This window comes from Halorubrum vacuolatum, assembly GCF_900188065.1.
Classification (GTDB): Archaea; Halobacteriota; Halobacteria; order Halobacteriales; family Haloferacaceae; genus Halorubrum; species Halorubrum vacuolatum.
Map to the genome: position 1 here is coordinate 102978 of NZ_FZNQ01000003.1, position 14376 is coordinate 117353.

General features: G+C 68.1%; 16 protein-coding genes and 1 tRNA gene. 9 read left to right on the forward strand and 8 right to left on the reverse strand.

The features are described from left to right. Nucleotides 1-19: 19 nt before the first annotated feature. Both dhaK and CHB65_RS04660 read right to left on the reverse strand, forming a co-directional pair. Complete coding sequence (gene dhaK / locus CHB65_RS04655) at nucleotides 20-1015, reverse strand: dihydroxyacetone kinase subunit DhaK (protein ID WP_089383898.1); 996 nt, start codon at nucleotides 1013-1015, stop codon at nucleotides 20-22. A gap of 91 nt (nucleotides 1016-1106) precedes the next feature. Beyond that, complete coding sequence (locus tag CHB65_RS04660) at nucleotides 1107-2216, reverse strand: MBL fold metallo-hydrolase (protein WP_089383899.1); 1110 nt, start codon at nucleotides 2214-2216, stop codon at nucleotides 1107-1109. 130 nt (nucleotides 2217-2346) lie between these two features. On the opposite strand from CHB65_RS04660, the gene CHB65_RS04665 reads away from it, so the two are divergent. The 4 genes from CHB65_RS04665 (at nucleotide 2347) to CHB65_RS04680 (ending at nucleotide 7507) form a co-directional block, all read left to right on the forward strand. Continuing rightward, nucleotides 2347-2724 (forward strand): hypothetical protein, encoded by a 378-nt coding sequence (locus CHB65_RS04665; RefSeq protein ID WP_089383900.1) that lies wholly within the window; start codon nucleotides 2347-2349, stop codon nucleotides 2722-2724. Between the two features lie 86 nt (nucleotides 2725-2810). Continuing rightward, nucleotides 2811-5039, forward strand: a complete 2229-nt coding sequence (purL, locus tag CHB65_RS04670; RefSeq protein WP_089383901.1) for a phosphoribosylformylglycinamidine synthase subunit PurL — start codon at nucleotides 2811-2813, stop codon at nucleotides 5037-5039. 221 nt (nucleotides 5040-5260) lie between these two features. Beyond that, entirely contained in the window at nucleotides 5261-6388 is a 1128-nt protein-coding gene (locus tag CHB65_RS04675) for an ABC transporter ATP-binding protein (protein ID WP_089383902.1), read from the forward strand. Nucleotides 6389-6529: 141 nt separating this feature from the next. Further along, nucleotides 6530-7507 carry a DUF3891 family protein gene (locus tag CHB65_RS04680; protein WP_089383903.1) on the forward strand — a complete coding sequence of 326 codons (978 nt, stop codon included), beginning with the start codon at nucleotides 6530-6532 and terminating at the stop codon, nucleotides 7505-7507. A gap of 55 nt (nucleotides 7508-7562) precedes the next feature. On the opposite strand, the gene CHB65_RS17295 is transcribed toward CHB65_RS04680, so the two are convergent. Both CHB65_RS17295 and CHB65_RS04685 read right to left on the reverse strand, forming a co-directional pair. Next, on the reverse strand, nucleotides 7563-7712 hold the full coding sequence (locus CHB65_RS17295; RefSeq protein ID WP_179213580.1) for a DUF7550 family protein: 150 nt from the start codon (nucleotides 7710-7712) through the stop codon (nucleotides 7563-7565). A gap of 108 nt (nucleotides 7713-7820) precedes the next feature. Beyond that, nucleotides 7821-8558, reverse strand: coding sequence for a hypothetical protein (locus CHB65_RS04685; protein WP_089384046.1), 738 nt, complete (start codon nucleotides 8556-8558; stop codon nucleotides 7821-7823). A gap of 215 nt (nucleotides 8559-8773) precedes the next feature. Here CHB65_RS04685 and CHB65_RS04690 point away from each other — a divergent pair, with 215 nt between their 5' ends. After that, entirely contained in the window at nucleotides 8774-9820 is a 1047-nt protein-coding gene (locus CHB65_RS04690) for a Brp/Blh family beta-carotene 15,15'-dioxygenase (RefSeq protein ID WP_089383904.1), read from the forward strand. A gap of 33 nt (nucleotides 9821-9853) precedes the next feature. On the opposite strand, the gene azf is transcribed toward CHB65_RS04690, so the two are convergent. The 4 genes from azf to CHB65_RS04710 form a co-directional block, all read right to left on the reverse strand. Next, complete coding sequence (azf, locus tag CHB65_RS04695) at nucleotides 9854-10741, reverse strand: NAD-dependent glucose-6-phosphate dehydrogenase Azf (RefSeq protein ID WP_089383905.1); 888 nt, start codon at nucleotides 10739-10741, stop codon at nucleotides 9854-9856. A gap of 99 nt (nucleotides 10742-10840) precedes the next feature. After that, complete coding sequence (locus tag CHB65_RS04700) at nucleotides 10841-11194, reverse strand: cell division protein SepF (RefSeq protein ID WP_089383906.1); 354 nt, start codon at nucleotides 11192-11194, stop codon at nucleotides 10841-10843. 151 nt (nucleotides 11195-11345) lie between these two features. Continuing rightward, a complete protein-coding gene (locus CHB65_RS04705) occupies nucleotides 11346-11888 on the reverse strand; it encodes a CDP-2,3-bis-(O-geranylgeranyl)-sn-glycerol synthase (RefSeq protein ID WP_089383907.1) in 543 nt (180 codons plus the stop codon). Between the two features lie 84 nt (nucleotides 11889-11972). Further along, nucleotides 11973-12983, reverse strand: a complete 1011-nt coding sequence (locus CHB65_RS04710) for a hypothetical protein (RefSeq protein ID WP_089383908.1) — start codon at nucleotides 12981-12983, stop codon at nucleotides 11973-11975. Nucleotides 12984-13036: 53 nt separating this feature from the next. On the opposite strand from CHB65_RS04710, the gene CHB65_RS04715 reads away from it, so the two are divergent. The 4 genes from CHB65_RS04715 (at nucleotide 13037) to CHB65_RS17300 (ending at nucleotide 14180) form a co-directional block, all read left to right on the forward strand. Then, a complete protein-coding gene (locus CHB65_RS04715; RefSeq protein ID WP_089383909.1) occupies nucleotides 13037-13417 on the forward strand; it encodes a RidA family protein in 381 nt (126 codons plus the stop codon). Nucleotides 13418-13420: 3 nt separating this feature from the next. Next, on the forward strand, nucleotides 13421-13786 hold the full coding sequence (locus CHB65_RS04720; RefSeq protein ID WP_394335407.1) for a hypothetical protein: 366 nt from the start codon (nucleotides 13421-13423) through the stop codon (nucleotides 13784-13786). 27 nt (nucleotides 13787-13813) lie between these two features. After that, nucleotides 13814-13895, forward strand: a tRNA-Ser gene (locus CHB65_RS04725). A gap of 117 nt (nucleotides 13896-14012) precedes the next feature. Beyond that, nucleotides 14013-14180, forward strand: coding sequence for a hypothetical protein (locus tag CHB65_RS17300; RefSeq protein ID WP_179213581.1), 168 nt, complete (start codon nucleotides 14013-14015; stop codon nucleotides 14178-14180). Nucleotides 14181-14376 lie beyond the last annotated feature (196 nt).

Genomic DNA, 14376 nt, shown 5'->3' on the forward strand with positions numbered 1-14376 from the left:
GGAGGACGGCCGCTTACGCTTACACCTTCAACGCGGGCGAATCTGCCGGCGCGGCGAGCAGCTCCTTCAGCTCGTCGTCGACCTCCAGGACGGTGATCGAACAGCCCATCATGTCCAGCGAGGTCATGTAGTCGCCGACCCACGCGTCCCACGTCTCGATCCCGCGGTCGCCAAGGATCTCCTGGAGCCGCCGGTTGACGACGTACAGCTCCGAGAGCGGGGTGCCACCCATCCCGTTGACGATGGTGACGACCTCCGCGCCGGAGTCCGTGCCGAGGTCCTCCAACACCCGCTCGGTCAGGTGGTCCGTGATCTCGTCGGCGGGCATGTGGTCGACGCGCTCGGTACCGGGCTCGCCGTGAATGCCGATGCCGAGTTCGATCTCGTCGTCGCCGAGGTCGAAGGTCGGCTCGCCCTTCTCGGGGGTGACACACGAGGTGAGCGCGGTACCCATGGTGCCGACGTTGTCGATCACCTTCTCGGCGACCTGTTTCACCTCGCTCAACTCGCCGCCCGCGGCCGCCTTCGCGCCCGCGACCTTGTGCACGAGGATGGTCCCACAGACGCCCCGGCGGCCGCTCGTATAGAGGGAGTCCTCGACGGCGACGTCGTCGTCGACGACGACCTGTTCGACCTCGACGTCCTCCATGGCGGCCATCTCCGCGCCGGTGTCGAAGTTCATCACGTCGCCCTCGTAGTTTTTCACCACACAGAGGACGCCCGCGCCGCCGTCACAGGCCGCGATCATCTCGCCGAGTTGGTCCGCCGTCGGCGACGTGAACATCTCGCCGGCGGCCGCCCCGTCGAGCAACCCTTCACCGAGGTAGCCCGCGTGTGTCGGTTCGTGTCCGCTCCCGCCGCCGGAGACGACCGCGACCTTCCCGTCGACCGGCGCGTCCGCCCGCACAAGCACCTCCAACCCGTCCAACCGTCGCAGGTACTCGGGGTGTGCGGCTACCATTCCCTCGAGCATCTCGTCGACGACATCTCCCGGCTCGTTGATGAGCTTCTTCATGATCCATGGTGTCATACGTCGACCGCGGCAAAAAGCTTCCTCACGCGGTGGGGGTGGTTCGTCGCGTTCCGCCAGCGGACAGCGTGTCGGATCAGGCGGTCGTCCCGTCGACGAGGTCATCGAGCGTGGTGCTCGGAAACAGCGCGTCGAGGTCGCGATCGGGGTCGACGAGCCGATAGCGAACATCGTCGCGTTCGACGACACCCGCCGATTCGAGGTGGGTGAGGTGTGCGGACGCCTCGCCGGGGCCGTGCAGGATGTGAATGGCCGAGAGGTCGCCGAACAGCGCGGCGGCGACCTCCCACGCGGTGAACCCGTCCTCGGGGTTGGGTTCGTCCTCGCTTCGACGCTCGCGTTGGGTGCCGTTTCCGTCGTCTTCGCCGGCGAGCACGTCGACGACCCGGCGGGTCCGATGGCGGTGGTGGTCGAGGATCGTCGCGGCCCGGTGGCTCGGCTCGTCGATCCGCTCGCGGTGGCCCGGATGTGCGGCGTCGAAGTCGCGCTCGACGACCCGTGCGAGGCTTTCGGCGTAGGCGGCGAGCGGGTCGGGGACGCGCACGTCCGCCCCGCCGACGTTCGGGGTGTACCGGGGGAGGACGGCGTCGCCCGTGAACACCTCCTCGGGGTCGGTTGCATCGGGTCCTGCGACCGGTTCATGATCGGGGACGTCCCGCGGGTCGAACGCGAACGCGGTGAGCCCGGCGGTGTGTCCGGGAAGATGGAGCGCCTCCAGCTCCACGTCGCCGGCGTGGATCCGGTCGCCGTCCGTGATCGTCGTCACCTCGGCCGGACGGCCGCTCAGCCCGGTCGAGACCTCCGCGAAGAACGTCATCAACTCGTCGGCCGGTTTCTCCGGCATCCCCCACCGATCGAACACCTCCCGTTGAGCGTCCGCATCGGCCATAAGCGGCGTCTCGGAGCCGTCGACGAGGCCGGCGTCGGCCTCGTGGACGTACACCTCGGCGTCGGTTTCAGCCTGCATCTCGCCGGCAAGTCCCGCATGGTCGGGATGCCAGTGTGTCAAGACGATCGCCTCGATCGACGCCGGATCGACGCCGTAGCCGGCGAGACCGGCGTCGAGTTCCGCCCGGATCGATGGGATCGCCACGGCCGTATCAACGAGCGCCGTCGTCTCGCCGCCGAGCACATACACGTTGTTTTCGCCCTCGAAGACGGCGTTGCCGAGCTGGATCCGTTTCACGGTCGAGGATCGGTCGGCGGTCGATTTATACTCTCCCGGTTCGCCGCGGGGACATCGGGCGGGCCCGCCGTTCGTTCATCCCCCGTTCCGGCTCGAACCGTTTTTGTCGGATAGCGCGTTATACACAGCCATGCAGTACCAACCCGGCGTCTGTAACATCGGTCCCGCCGAACAGCGGAAGCGGCTTCTCCTCGGGATCGCCTCGCTGCTCGGGGCCGTCGTCCTCCTCGCCGCCATCGTCGCCGTCGGCTGGCCGCTCTGGACGACGCTTTTCGTTATGTTCCCGCTCTACGGCGCGGCGATGGGCTTTCTGCAGTACCGCGAGCGGTTCTGCGTCGGCTTCGCCGGCATCGGGATCTTCGACGTCGGGGATGGAACCCACGAGATCACCGACCAAGCGGCGCTCGATGCCGACCGAAAGCGTGCGGTCAAGCTGAACACGAAATCGCTCGCCATCGCCGCGGTTGGGACGCTCGCCGTCTACGTCGTGGCCACTCTGCTTATATAGCGGGATCGGGACTCCTTCGGCCCGCCGGTGATCACGAACGTGGGTATGGAAAAGCATTAGAACGGCGGAGATAACCACACAGGTGAATGAGCCTGCCCGAGACGGACCACGAGCTCGTCGTCGCGGAGCTCGACCGGGAGCCGACGCCGGCCGAGGTCGCGCTGTTCGAAAACCTCTGGAGTGAACACTGCGCGTACCGCTCCTCGCGCCCGCTGCTATCGGCGTTCGAGAGCGAGGGCGACGCCGTCGTCATCGGTCCCGGCGACGACGCGGCCGTGCTGGCGCTGCCCACCCCCGAGGCGGCCGATCGGCCCGCCGCCGACCGCGACGCCGACGACTACGGGGACGTCTACGTCACCTTCGGGATCGAGAGCCACAACCACCCCTCCTACGTCGACCCCTTCGACGGCGCGGCGACGGGCGTCGGCGGCATCGTCCGCGATACGATGTCGATGGGCGCCTATCCCATCGCGCTGCTCGACTCGCTGTATTTCGGTTCCTTCGAGCGCGAGCACTCTCAGTACCTCCTTGAGGGCGTCGTCGAGGGGATCTCCCACTACGGCAACTGTATCGGCGTCCCGACCGTCGGGGGGAGCGTCTCGTTTCATCCGGGCTATGAGGGCAACCCGCTCGTCAACGTCGCCTGCGTCGGGTTGACGGACGCGGAGCGGCTCGTCACCGCGGAGGCACAGGCCGCGGGTAACGCGCTCGTGCTCGTCGGCAACGCGACCGGCCGGGACGGCCTCGGCGGGGCCTCCTTCGCGAGCGAGGACCTCGCGGAGGATGCCGAAACCGAGGACCGTCCCGCGGTACAGGTCGGCGACCCCTACGCCGAAAAACGGCTGATCGAGTGCAACGAGGCGCTCCTCGATGAGGACCTCGTCCGCTCCGCCCGCGACCTCGGCGCGGCCGGGCTCGGCGGGGCCTCCTCCGAGCTGGTCGCGAAGGGCGGCTTCGGCGCGGCGATCGACCTCGACGCGGTCCACCAGCGCGAACCGAACATGAACGCGCTCGAGATCCTGCTCGCGGAAAGCCAGGAGCGGATGTGTTATGAGGTCGCCCCCGACGACGTGGACCGCGTCCGCGAGTTGGCCGAGCGGTTCGACCTCGGCTGTTCGGTCATCGGCGAGGTGACGACGGGGAACTACGTCTGCACGTTCGACGGCGAGATCGTCGTCGACGTCGACGCCGACTTCCTCGCGGAGGGTGCGCCGATGAACGACCTCGACGCGACGGAGCCGTCGACCCCCGAGCGCGACCTCCCCGAGCCGTCGCTCGCGGACGCCTTCGAGGCGGTCGTCTCGTCGCCCTCGACGGCGAGCAAGCGCTGGGTCTACCGGCAGTACGACCACGAGGTCGGCACGCGAACCGCGATGAAACCCGGCGACGACGCGGCGATCGTCGCGATCCGGGAGGCGGCGATGACGGCGATGAACGGGGAAGCCGGTGCGGACGAACTCGACGCCTTCGACGGCGACGGCGTCGGCCTCGCGCTGTCCGCGGGCGCGAACCCCCACTGGACGAGCGTCGACCCCTACGAGGGGGCCCGCGCCGTGGCGATCGAGAACGCGACGAACCTCGCGGCGAAGGGGGCGGTCCCGCTCGCCGCCGTCGACTGTCTCAACGGGGGCAACCCGGAGAAGCCGGACGTCTACGGCGGCTTCTCGGGTATCGTCGATGGGCTCGCGGACGCCTGTTCGGCGCTCTCTGTCCCCGTCGTCGGCGGCAACGTCTCGCTGTACAACGACAGCGTCGCCGGCCCAATCCCGCCGACGCCGACGCTCGCGCTGATCGGCACGAAACGCGGATACGACGCCCCGCCGGCGGCCCTCGATGGCGACCGTGCCGACGACTCGACCCTACTCCTCGTCGGTGGCTCCGGCGACGCGCTCGGCGGCTCGACGTACCTCGCCGAGTGTGGCGGGAGCGACGCGTTCCCCGCGCTCCCCGCGGACCCTGCGGCGACCGTCGCGACGCTCGCGCGGATCGCCCGCCACGAGGCCACGCTCGCGACCCACGACGTGAGCGACGGCGGGGTGGCCGTCGCGCTCGCGGAGCTTCTCACGCCGACCGCGGGCGCGACGGTCTCGCTTCCCGACCACCTCGCGGCCTTCGAGGAGACGCCCGGCCGGCTCGTCGTCCAGACGACCGACCCGGAGGCGGTCGCCGACCTCGCGGGCGATCTCCCGACGTTCGAACTCGGCTCCGTCACCGACGACGGGACCCTTCGACTCGACGTGGGCGGAGCGTCGCTCTCGACCACCGCCGACGAGGTGCGCACGCTCCGCGACGTGCTTGCGCGCGAGTTGGAGTGAGCGACGGAAGGAGCGCCACTCCGTCCGTTCCATCCGTCCGTCCCGTCCACTTCGTCCGTCCCATCCGTCCGTCCCGTCCACTTCGTCCGTCCCATTCGTCCGTTCCATCCATTTCGCCATCCGTTCCCGCCGCGTGCGACCGAACGACATCCTTTTAGGCGCTCCTAAAATATCATGGGCCAACGACGGGACGTCGGCGTGACCGACGCCCGTACTCACCGATGGCGCAAACGGACACCTCCGGAACGATCCGACGGCAGGACGTAGCGAGCGGGTTCGCGGCCTCCTCAGCCGACGAAACCGTTCTCACGATGGACCTCGTCAGCAAGCGCTTCGGCTCGGAGACGGTCGTCGAGAACGTCTCGCTCGAGGTCAAACGCGGCGAGCTGTTGACCTTCTTGGGTCCCTCCGGCTGCGGAAAGACGACGACGCTGCGGATGATCGCGGGCCTCGAGGAGCCGAGCGAGGGCGTCATCACGCTCGGCGGCGAGCCCGTCGCCGACGGCGACCGCTTCGTCTCCCCCGAGCGCCGTGACGCCGGGATCGTCTTTCAGAACTTCGCGCTGTTTCCCCACCTCACCGTCAGGGAGAACATCGCGTTCGGGCTCGACGGCGACGACGCGGCCATCGAGGCGCGCGTCGATGAGCTGCTCGACCTCGTCGATATGCCCGAACACGGCGAGAAGAAGCCGGAACAGCTCTCCGGCGGGCAGAAACAACGGGTGGCGCTCGCGCGCTCGCTCGCACCCGAACCGGAGGTGTTGCTGCTGGACGAACCCTTCTCCAACCTCGACGTTCGGCTCCGCGTCGAGATGCGCGAGGAGGTGCGTCGAATCTTAAAGGAAGCCGGCGTCACCGCGGTGTCGGTCACCCACGATCAGGAGGAGGCGCTTTCGATCTCCGACCGCGTCGCCGTCATGCACGACGGGCGGCTCGAACAGATCGGCAGACCCGAGGAGGTGTTCGAACGGCCAGAATCCAAGTTCGTCGCCTCGTTCCTCGGCCGGGCGTCGTTCCTCACGGGCCACCTTCGGGAGGGTAAAGTCGAGACGGGCGTCGGCCGGTTCAACGCGGCCGCCCTTGAGGGGTACAACACCGTCTATGACGGCACGCCCGTCGACGTGCTCGTCCGTCCGGACGATCTCCGGGCGACGCCGACCGACCCCGAGGTCGCCGACGGCGTCGTCGTCTCCAGACAGTACGTCGGCCCGTCGTTCATCTACCGGGTCGAACTCGACTCCGGCGAAGTCGTCCACTGCCTCCACAACCACGTCGAGGAGTTCTCGCTCGACCAGCCGGTTGGCGTCGACCTCGTCGCGGACCACCCGCTCGCCTGGTATCCGCGGTAGCGCGACGCTCGGAACGCGATAGTGCGACGCTCGGAACGCGATAGCGCGACGCTCGACCGCGTGCCGCCTTCGCCCGTCATCACCCATCGCGTTCGCCGATCGTCACCCACCTTTTTATTCCGCATCCGCGGACGGACGCACATGATACTCGCGGCCACCGACGACCGGATCCGGTTCGTGACGCAGCCGGATCACGCGGCGCTCGCGGGACGGTTCGCCGAGGCGTGGGGCGGCGAGGCGGTCGACGCGCCGACCCCGAAGCCGGCGGTCCGGCTCGCGGTCCATGCGCACGACGACGGCTGGTGGCCCCGCGATCGCCGCCCGCGGCTCAAACCGGACGGCACGCCGTACGACTTCTATGAGATCCCGGCTGCACAGTGGATGCGACTGCAACGCCGCGGTGTCGATGCGGTCGCCCGCGCGGACCCCTACGCGGGGCTTCTGGTCTCGCTTCACGCCGCGGGACTTCGACGGCAACGGTACGGCCTCTCGCCGTCGTGGCCCGAGACGCCCCGCGCGTTTCGGGGGTTCGTGGAACGCGAGCAACGCCGACAGCGGTCGCTCGCGACCGCCCTACGCGAGGACGACACGGACGACCGTCTCTCCGTCGACGACAGTGCGCTAATAACCCATCTCCACGACGCCGGGGAGCCGCCGTCGGAGGTCTTCCCCGGAACCGCCCGCGATCCGCACCTCTGGCGGAACTATCGGCTGTTGAGCGCGCTCGATGCGCTCTCGCTTCGGATCTGTGCGACCCCGACGCGCATGGGTTCCAGTGTGGGGAGCTGGGACGGCGAGGAGCGCTGTGACGATGAGGGGAGCAACCGCGAGGGGCGTTCCGATGGGGCCCAAACCGATCCGGGTGCCGTCGAGGTCGCTCCGATCGAAATCCCCCACGTTCCGACGCGACCCGGCGAGCCGGACACGACGCTCTCGGCGACGCCGTGTTTCGGCGACTCCTGGCGGATCGATCCGTACCCGTTCGACCGTTCGCCGGTGACGGTCCACGTCCCCACGCGAACGGTCGATTCGACGTCGTTCCAGGACGAGCGGACGCTCTTCGACCGATATTATGCGGCGGAGATCGAGGAGATCACCGTGACGATGCGACCGGCGTGAAACCGCTTGCGACGCGTGACGTCGTCCACGACATCGGATCGGTCGCGGTGGCGGGTTATATCGTCAAAAGCGTCGGAATGCCGTAGGCGATCACGAGGCCGACGAGGAGGACGACGGCTCCGATACCGGCCTCGCGGCCGCTGAACTCCTGCATCGGGGCGGTCACACGGGCATCCGGATCCGGTTCGTGCGAGTGGTCTGCCATACCCTCACTGTGTGGGCGGATCATAAAAACACCCCCGAAGCATCCACGCCAGCTATCGGGGCGCCGGCTTCGACCGCGGTGCGTCCATCTGGGGCTTGAAGACCCCGATCACCCGACCTCGACCCGTCGCAGGTCGCTTTCGAGGTCGCCGACGAACTCGTTGTACGCGCGGACGAATCCCGGGAACGAGTCGGCGTACTCGCGGACGTCGGTGGCGGCGGGCGCGTCATACCGTGAGAGCAGGTAGAGGCCACCGGAGCCACCGATCCGGAGATACGAGACGGCCCCTTCCTCCCATTTCAACTCCCAGCGGTCGCCGTCGACGCGGGCGGTGAACGTTCCGTATTTGTCGTTCTCGTAGCGATACACCTCGCCGGCGATGACCGAACACGTCTCGCGGATCGCTTCGAGTACACGGTCGCGCTCGGCGACGGCATCGGCGGTCGAGGCCGGCTCGGGGAACTCGACCGCGACCGCATCCAACACGCCCGAAAGCGACTCGACGTATTCGTTCCACGACGCCACGAAATTCGGATAGTCCGAAAGCGCCGCCGCGAGCGTCTCCGGATCCGGGGGCTGTTTCGTCGAGACGACGTAGACGTCCGAGCCGGTCCCGGCGGTGCTCGGCGAGAACAGGAGGAATTCGAGCTCGCCGGCCTCGTGTTTGACCGTCCACGTTCCGGCGTCCGTCTCGAACTCCCGGCGACCGTAGTCGCCGCCCTGCAGCGTCGCCAGCTCGTAGGCGATCCGCCCCGCGTGATCGGCCACCGTCTCGACGAGTTCGTCGCGCTGCTCGGCGACGCGCCCGACCTCCCTCACCGACAGCAGCTCCTCTAAGTCGCTCACGTCGGATCCGGAGGGCCATGAACGCTTAACGGACACGAAGTCGTCATCGATCAACGGACACGAAGTCGTCATCGATCAACGGACACGAAGTCGACGTCAGTCGCGTGCGGGTCCCGCCCCGTCCCCGGCCGTCCGTCCCGCCCGCCTCACCTTCCTATAAAAACCCGTCGTGAGACGGGCATGGGCCTACGCGGCTGCCGGTCGTATCGGTATATATGGCCTCATCGACGCAGACCGTCGGTACCGCCGGACGTCGGTTTCTGGATGACCCGGAGCAGATGGCGATCGACGTCTCCCGGGGGGCGCTGCTCACGTTGACGGTCGCCTTCGCCGCGCTGTATGTGACGGGGACGGAGCCGGCGTTACAGACCCAGATGCTCATCTATCTCGGCGGGATGGTCGCGTTGAACCTGCCGCACGGGGGCTATGAGCACTTCAGCAACCTCCGTCGTCGCGGCCTCCCGTTCGGGGCGCGCTACGTCGTCCTCTACGTGGCGTTCGTGGCCGGGTTCATCGGCCTGTTCGTCATCGCGCCGCTGCCGGCGCTCGCCATCGCGTTCGGCACCGCCGTCGCGAAGGGCGGCCACGGCGACCTCCGCGTGATGGACGCGCTCGTCGGGAGCGACCACCTCGTCTCCCGCCCACAACGCGTGCTCGCGGCGCTCGTCCGCGGCGGCGCGGTGATGATCGTCCCGCTCGTCTTCTGGACGGACACCTTCTACGCGTTCACCGGGTACATGCTCGCGGTGTTCGACGGTCGACTCGTCGGCCCGATGGCGACCGATCCCGGGCTGGTCGCCACCGTCCTCGGCGGCGCCTACGCCGTCGCGCTCGTGGCGCACCTCGGCGGCGGGCTCGTGACCGGCGGGCTCTCGGCGTCGTGGCTCCGCGACGCCGGCGAGACGTCACTGCTCGTGGCCTTCTTCGCGTTCGTTCCGGTCGTCATCGCCATCGGCCTCTACTTCCCGCTGTGGTACTCGCTGCGGCAGTCCGGACGGAGCGTCCTCGTCGAGCGCTCGCGCCCGGCCCGCGAGGACGGGCTCTCGGTCGTCGTCGCGTGGGGCGTCCTCGTGATCGGGGCGTTCGCGACCGCGCTCGTCGCGCTCGCGCTCTGGATCGTCGCCCCGAACCCGCTCGCGGGCGCGACGCTGCTGCCGGGGCTCGTCGCGTTCTACACGATCTTCGTCTGTATCGTCGCGCTCCCCCACGTCGTCGTCGGCGAGTGGCTTGACGTCGATCGGGGGATCTGGTACGTGCCCTGAGCGCCGGCCGGGGCCTCATCGGTGGCTGAGCCCCTACGCGCCGTCGGTCGGCACGTCGGTGTCCGCCTTCGACCGGGCACCGTCGCGGTCGCCACCACGGCCACCCTCCGACGCGTCCGGGCCGCCCGCGGCGTCCGTTCCCGGTTTCGGTTCGCCCTCGAAGGTGTAGTTCGCGGAGTTGTCCTGCGGGTCGTACCCGAGCACCTCGCGGGCGCGGTCGATCTCGTAGTACTTCCGGTCGTTATCGGAGATCCCGTAGACGATCTCGAAGCCGTACTCGGCACGCAGACAGCAGTCGAAGAGGTGTGCACAGTCGCGGTGTGAGAGCCACATCGCCTGCCCGCGTTCGTACTCGCGGGGCGGATGTCCTTTGGTGAGGTTTCCGATGCGGACGCAGACGACGCCCATGCCGTACTCGTCGTGGTAGTAGCGCCCGAGGAACTCGCCGGTCGCCTTCGAGACGCCATAGAGGTTTCCGGGCCGGGGGAGCTCGTTTCCGTCGAGCCGATAGTCGTCCTCGACGCGGTAGAGGTCGGGGAGCCGCTCGTCCGTCTCGTAGCCGCCGACGGCGTGGTTCGAGGAGGCGAACGCCAGCTTCTCCACGCCCGCCTCGGCGGCCGCACGCATCACCACCTGCGTCCCGTCGATGTTGTTCCGGATGACGGAGTCCCACGGCGCGGTCTTTCGCGGGTCGCCCGCGAGGTGGATGACGGCGCCGACGTCGTGCATGGCCTCGCGCACCGCTCGCGGGTCGGTGATGTCCGCGACGAAGCAGTCGGCATCGGTGACGCCCGCGGGGACCTTCGCGGCCGGGAGCGGCTCGCGGTCGAGCAGCCGCCACTCGTAGTCGTCTCCGATGCCGCGGAGGATGGCCTGACCCACCCGTCCACCAGCGCCCGTGAGCAGGACCGGCTCGTCCATTCGACTACACGTCGGCGCGAGAGGGGGATATATCGCACGGTTCCGGGACCATCACTCGTTCACTGTCGTAAATCGGCGCTCTCGCCCCGAAATAACCGATTACGAGAGTTTTTGTCTTGAGACGCGGACGCCGGTTGGCGTGATGATGATCTGGTCGTCGCCCTTTTGAATGATGTCGCCGTCGACCTCCTGGGCGACCTGACGCAGCTCGTCGATGATGTGTTCGATCGTTCGGTCGGACGTCGAGTGTCGGGTGATGTCCGCGATGACGAAGTCGCCGTCGTAGACGGCGTCTTTGATCGGGATGACGTCGCGCTGGTCGCCGATCTCAGCGATGTGGACGGTCATCCCCGTTTCCGCGGTCGCCTCGGCGAAGTCGTCCATGTCGAGTTCGACGTAGTCGTCGACCGACCGGTTACCGCCCCCACCGAGGATCTTGCTCATGATGCCCATACCCCGATCAACGGGGTTCAGACATTAGTTCTTACGTCAGACACATCCATCCGCCGCTTCGGCCGTCCGCCTCGGTCGACTTCCTCGGTGGCCCCTGCCATTCGTTCTTCGCCCCCTTGGCGCCGGGTCCGATCCGATCTGATCTGGGTCGTTACCAGGGTTCGTTTTTCAATCCGAGCTTGTAGGCGATCACGTTCGTCGTCACATGCAACACCGGCGTCATCACGAGGACGACGGCGAGCACCGGGAGGGTGAACGTCGCGAGCGCCCAGCCGGGTGCGACGACGAAGGCGGCGATGAGCGCGCCGGCGACGAAATCGAGCTGATCGAGTCCGGGGAAGGCCGCGCCGCGCTCGCGGCCGGATCGTCGCTTAATAAAGGACGCGCCGATGTCGCCGAGCATGGCCCCGAGCGCGAGCGCGAACGCCGCGTGCAGCTCGAACGTCGGAAGCCCGACCCCGAGCGTTGCGCTCACGGGTTCGTTCACGGCGTTGAGCACGAGCGCAAGCAGGAATCCGGCCGCGGTCCCGACTGCGGTGCCGCGCCACGTCTTCCCGTCGCCGAGGACCCGGCTCCCGTTCCACTCACGGCCGCCGTCGATCGGGCGGCCACCGCCGGCGAGCACGGCGAAGTTGTTCGGCACGTACGCGGGCAACATCGCCCAGAACGCCGTCGCGATAAGCGAACCGACCATACGACGGCGACGGCCGTTGGGGTATTATAAACGGCGGATCGGGGGAGCCAGGGAGGTGTACCCTCGTCCGGGGTTGTAACCGACTCACGCGGGCGCGACGCGGTGGTCGATCCGGAGGAGCCGAACGCCGTAGAGGCGAACCTCGGTCGCCGCGCTCACCTCGTCGCCGTCGCGGGACGGGGCCGACGTGAGCCGCACCCGGACGGAGAGGGGGAGCTTCAACGCGACCGCCGGCAGCCGGAGGTAGACGCCGGGGTGACCGGCCGCCGTGGTCGTCCACTCGAGGCCGGTTCCCGACGCCCCCTCGCTACCCCGGCCGATCGACGCCCGTCGTCCGAGCCAGCCGCCGACCCGGCCGAGCCACCCGCCCGATCGGTCGGGAACGTGTCGTGGGCGGGCCACGACCGAGAGGGTCGCCCCCGGCAGCGGAAACGCGGCGTTCAGGAAGCGTTCGGGTCCGGCGGCGTCGTCGCTCGGTTCCGTGACCTCGCCGGCCGCCGCGACGTGACCCCCGTAGAGCCCGAGCGAGACGACGTCGCCGGCGTCGTCGGTTCGCACCCAGCCGCGGACGTCCTCGCGTGGGTCCTCGTCCGACCGAACGGCGAGAAACTGCCCGTGGACCGGGTGAAAGCCACGGTCCCGGCCGGGCATACTGAACTGTCCGACCTCCCGGGCGACGCGTCCGAACAGGCCACCGACGAGCCGAAGGCCCCGTCGCCACCTGACCCGGCGGACGGTCCGATGGGCGGCCGTCCGCTCACAACACGCCCGGATCGCGGGGTGTACCGCCTCGGGGTCGAACGGGTCGTCCGTCGCTTCCGACTCGGATTCGGCGTCCTCCCCGCGGGCGAACCGGTTGAGGTCGTCCATGACGCCGTCGGGGGCGGGTGCGGTTCGGTCCGCGATCTCCCTTCGGTCGAGGAAGTCCGCGTCGATCCGCTCGCCGCCGTGATAGGTCGCGAGCGGGACGGTCTTCGCGAGGCGACGGCCACGGTGAAGCCGGGAGACGATCCAGACGACCGCGAAGACGATCGGGTTGCGAAACAGCAGCCGCTTCACCACCCATTTGCGCACGAATCGGCCGACGATTCCCATACGGGCCCGCGGTCCCGCACACAATTAAGTACTCCCACGGTTCACCTCGACGCATGAAAACGATCGTCCACACCGACGATGCACCCGACGCCGTCGGTGCATACAGCCAGGCGACGAAGACGGGCGACCTCGTCTTTACGGCCGGACAGATCCCGCTCACGCCCGACGGGGAGTTGCTGACGGACGCCCCGATCGCCGAACAGACCGAACGGGCGCTCGAGAACCTCCTCGCCGTCCTCGCGGAGGCGGGTGCGGGTCCCGAGGATGTGCTCAAGACGACGGTCTTTCTCGCCGATATCGACGACTTCGAGGAAATGAACGAGACGTACGGGACGTACTTCTCCGAGAACCCTCCGGCGCGATCGGCGGTCGAGGTCGGCGCGCTGCCGAAGGGCGCCGGCGTCGAGATCGAAGCCGTCGCGTCGCTGGAGTAGCGGATGTCGCGGGCGAGGGAGGGCGACGACGTTACGGAGGGCGACGACGTTACGGAGGGCGACGACGTTGCGAGGGGAGACGACACCTCGAATACGGCACAGCACGGCGACGACCCCGACGAGAGCCGGATCGACCCCGACGAGATCCCTGGAGTTCCGGCCACGCCGCGCAACCGGGCGAAATCCGCGGTTCTGTGGGGACTCGTCGGCGGGTTCGCGTTCCTCGTGCTCGCACAGGGCTATCTCCTCCTCGGCGGGGGGCTTCCGTTCCCGTACCCGTGGGTGTTCGCCGTCGCGGGGCTGATCGCGGTCGGATCCGCCGGCCTCACGTACGCCACCGAACATCGGGTGGCGAAAAGAAGGACTTAACAGTCCAAACGGACTACCTCCGAACGAGCCAGGATGGCCGAGTGGTAAGGCGCACGCCTGGAAAGCGTGTTCCCTTCCGGGATCGGGGGTTCAAATCCCTCTCCTGGCGTTTTTGTTTCCTCACACCTCCTACCGCCCGGTTCGGAGCTGACACACAGCCGAACCGGATCGTTTCGATATCCCGACACAAGTTTCATATGTGTGGGAACTGTTGACATGGATGACGATGCCAGACACGAAATCAGGTCGCGAGCGGAAGGGACGGAACAAGCGTCGCCAGCTCGAGAGTCGCCTCAACGAACGGGAGCTCGAAGCGCCCGACGAACCGCCGGAGCCGACGATGGAGGAGATCGACTCGGAGTACCTCACCGATCCGTCCGAACTCGACGAATAAGCGCTCGAGACGATCGATACCTCTCCCTTCGATCCGCACTCCGTTTGCCCGGTCCGTCCGCTGCTTCTCATTGCTCCGCTTTTATACCAGGTAGCACCGCCGAGGAGTCGGAATCGACACGCGAAACACACACGTCCAGGATTGTCCAGTACCGTCCCGCACCGTTCAGCACTGTCCAGTACCGTCCCGCACCGTC

Excerpts from the sequence above, each read along its gene's own strand:
- CHB65_RS04720 (WP_394335407.1), top strand. The coding sequence starts at position 13,421 with ATGTCGCGGGCGAGGGAGGGCGACGACGTTACGGAGGGCGACGACGTT.
- CHB65_RS04700 (WP_089383906.1), bottom strand. The coding sequence starts at position 11,194 with ATGGGCATCATGAGCAAGATCCTCGGTGGGGGCGGTAACCGGTCGGTC.
- CHB65_RS04690 (WP_089383904.1), top strand. The coding sequence starts at position 8,774 with ATGGCCTCATCGACGCAGACCGTCGGTACCGCCGGACGTCGGTTTCTG.
- CHB65_RS04680 (WP_089383903.1), top strand. The coding sequence starts at position 6,530 with ATGATACTCGCGGCCACCGACGACCGGATCCGGTTCGTGACGCAGCCG.
- CHB65_RS04665 (WP_089383900.1), top strand. The coding sequence starts at position 2,347 with ATGCAGTACCAACCCGGCGTCTGTAACATCGGTCCCGCCGAACAGCGG.
- azf (WP_089383905.1), bottom strand. The coding sequence starts at position 10,741 with ATGGACGAGCCGGTCCTGCTCACGGGCGCTGGTGGACGGGTGGGTCAG.
- CHB65_RS04710 (WP_089383908.1), bottom strand. The coding sequence starts at position 12,983 with ATGGGAATCGTCGGCCGATTCGTGCGCAAATGGGTGGTGAAGCGGCTG.
- dhaK (WP_089383898.1), bottom strand. The coding sequence starts at position 1,015 with ATGAAGAAGCTCATCAACGAGCCGGGAGATGTCGTCGACGAGATGCTC.
- purL (WP_089383901.1), top strand. The coding sequence starts at position 2,811 with ATGAGCCTGCCCGAGACGGACCACGAGCTCGTCGTCGCGGAGCTCGAC.
- CHB65_RS17295 (WP_179213580.1), bottom strand. The coding sequence starts at position 7,712 with ATGGCAGACCACTCGCACGAACCGGATCCGGATGCCCGTGTGACCGCC.
- CHB65_RS17300 (WP_179213581.1), top strand. The coding sequence starts at position 14,013 with ATGCCAGACACGAAATCAGGTCGCGAGCGGAAGGGACGGAACAAGCGT.
- CHB65_RS04675 (WP_089383902.1), top strand. The coding sequence starts at position 5,261 with ATGGCGCAAACGGACACCTCCGGAACGATCCGACGGCAGGACGTAGCG.
- CHB65_RS04715 (WP_089383909.1), top strand. The coding sequence starts at position 13,037 with ATGAAAACGATCGTCCACACCGACGATGCACCCGACGCCGTCGGTGCA.
- CHB65_RS04705 (WP_089383907.1), bottom strand. The coding sequence starts at position 11,888 with ATGGTCGGTTCGCTTATCGCGACGGCGTTCTGGGCGATGTTGCCCGCG.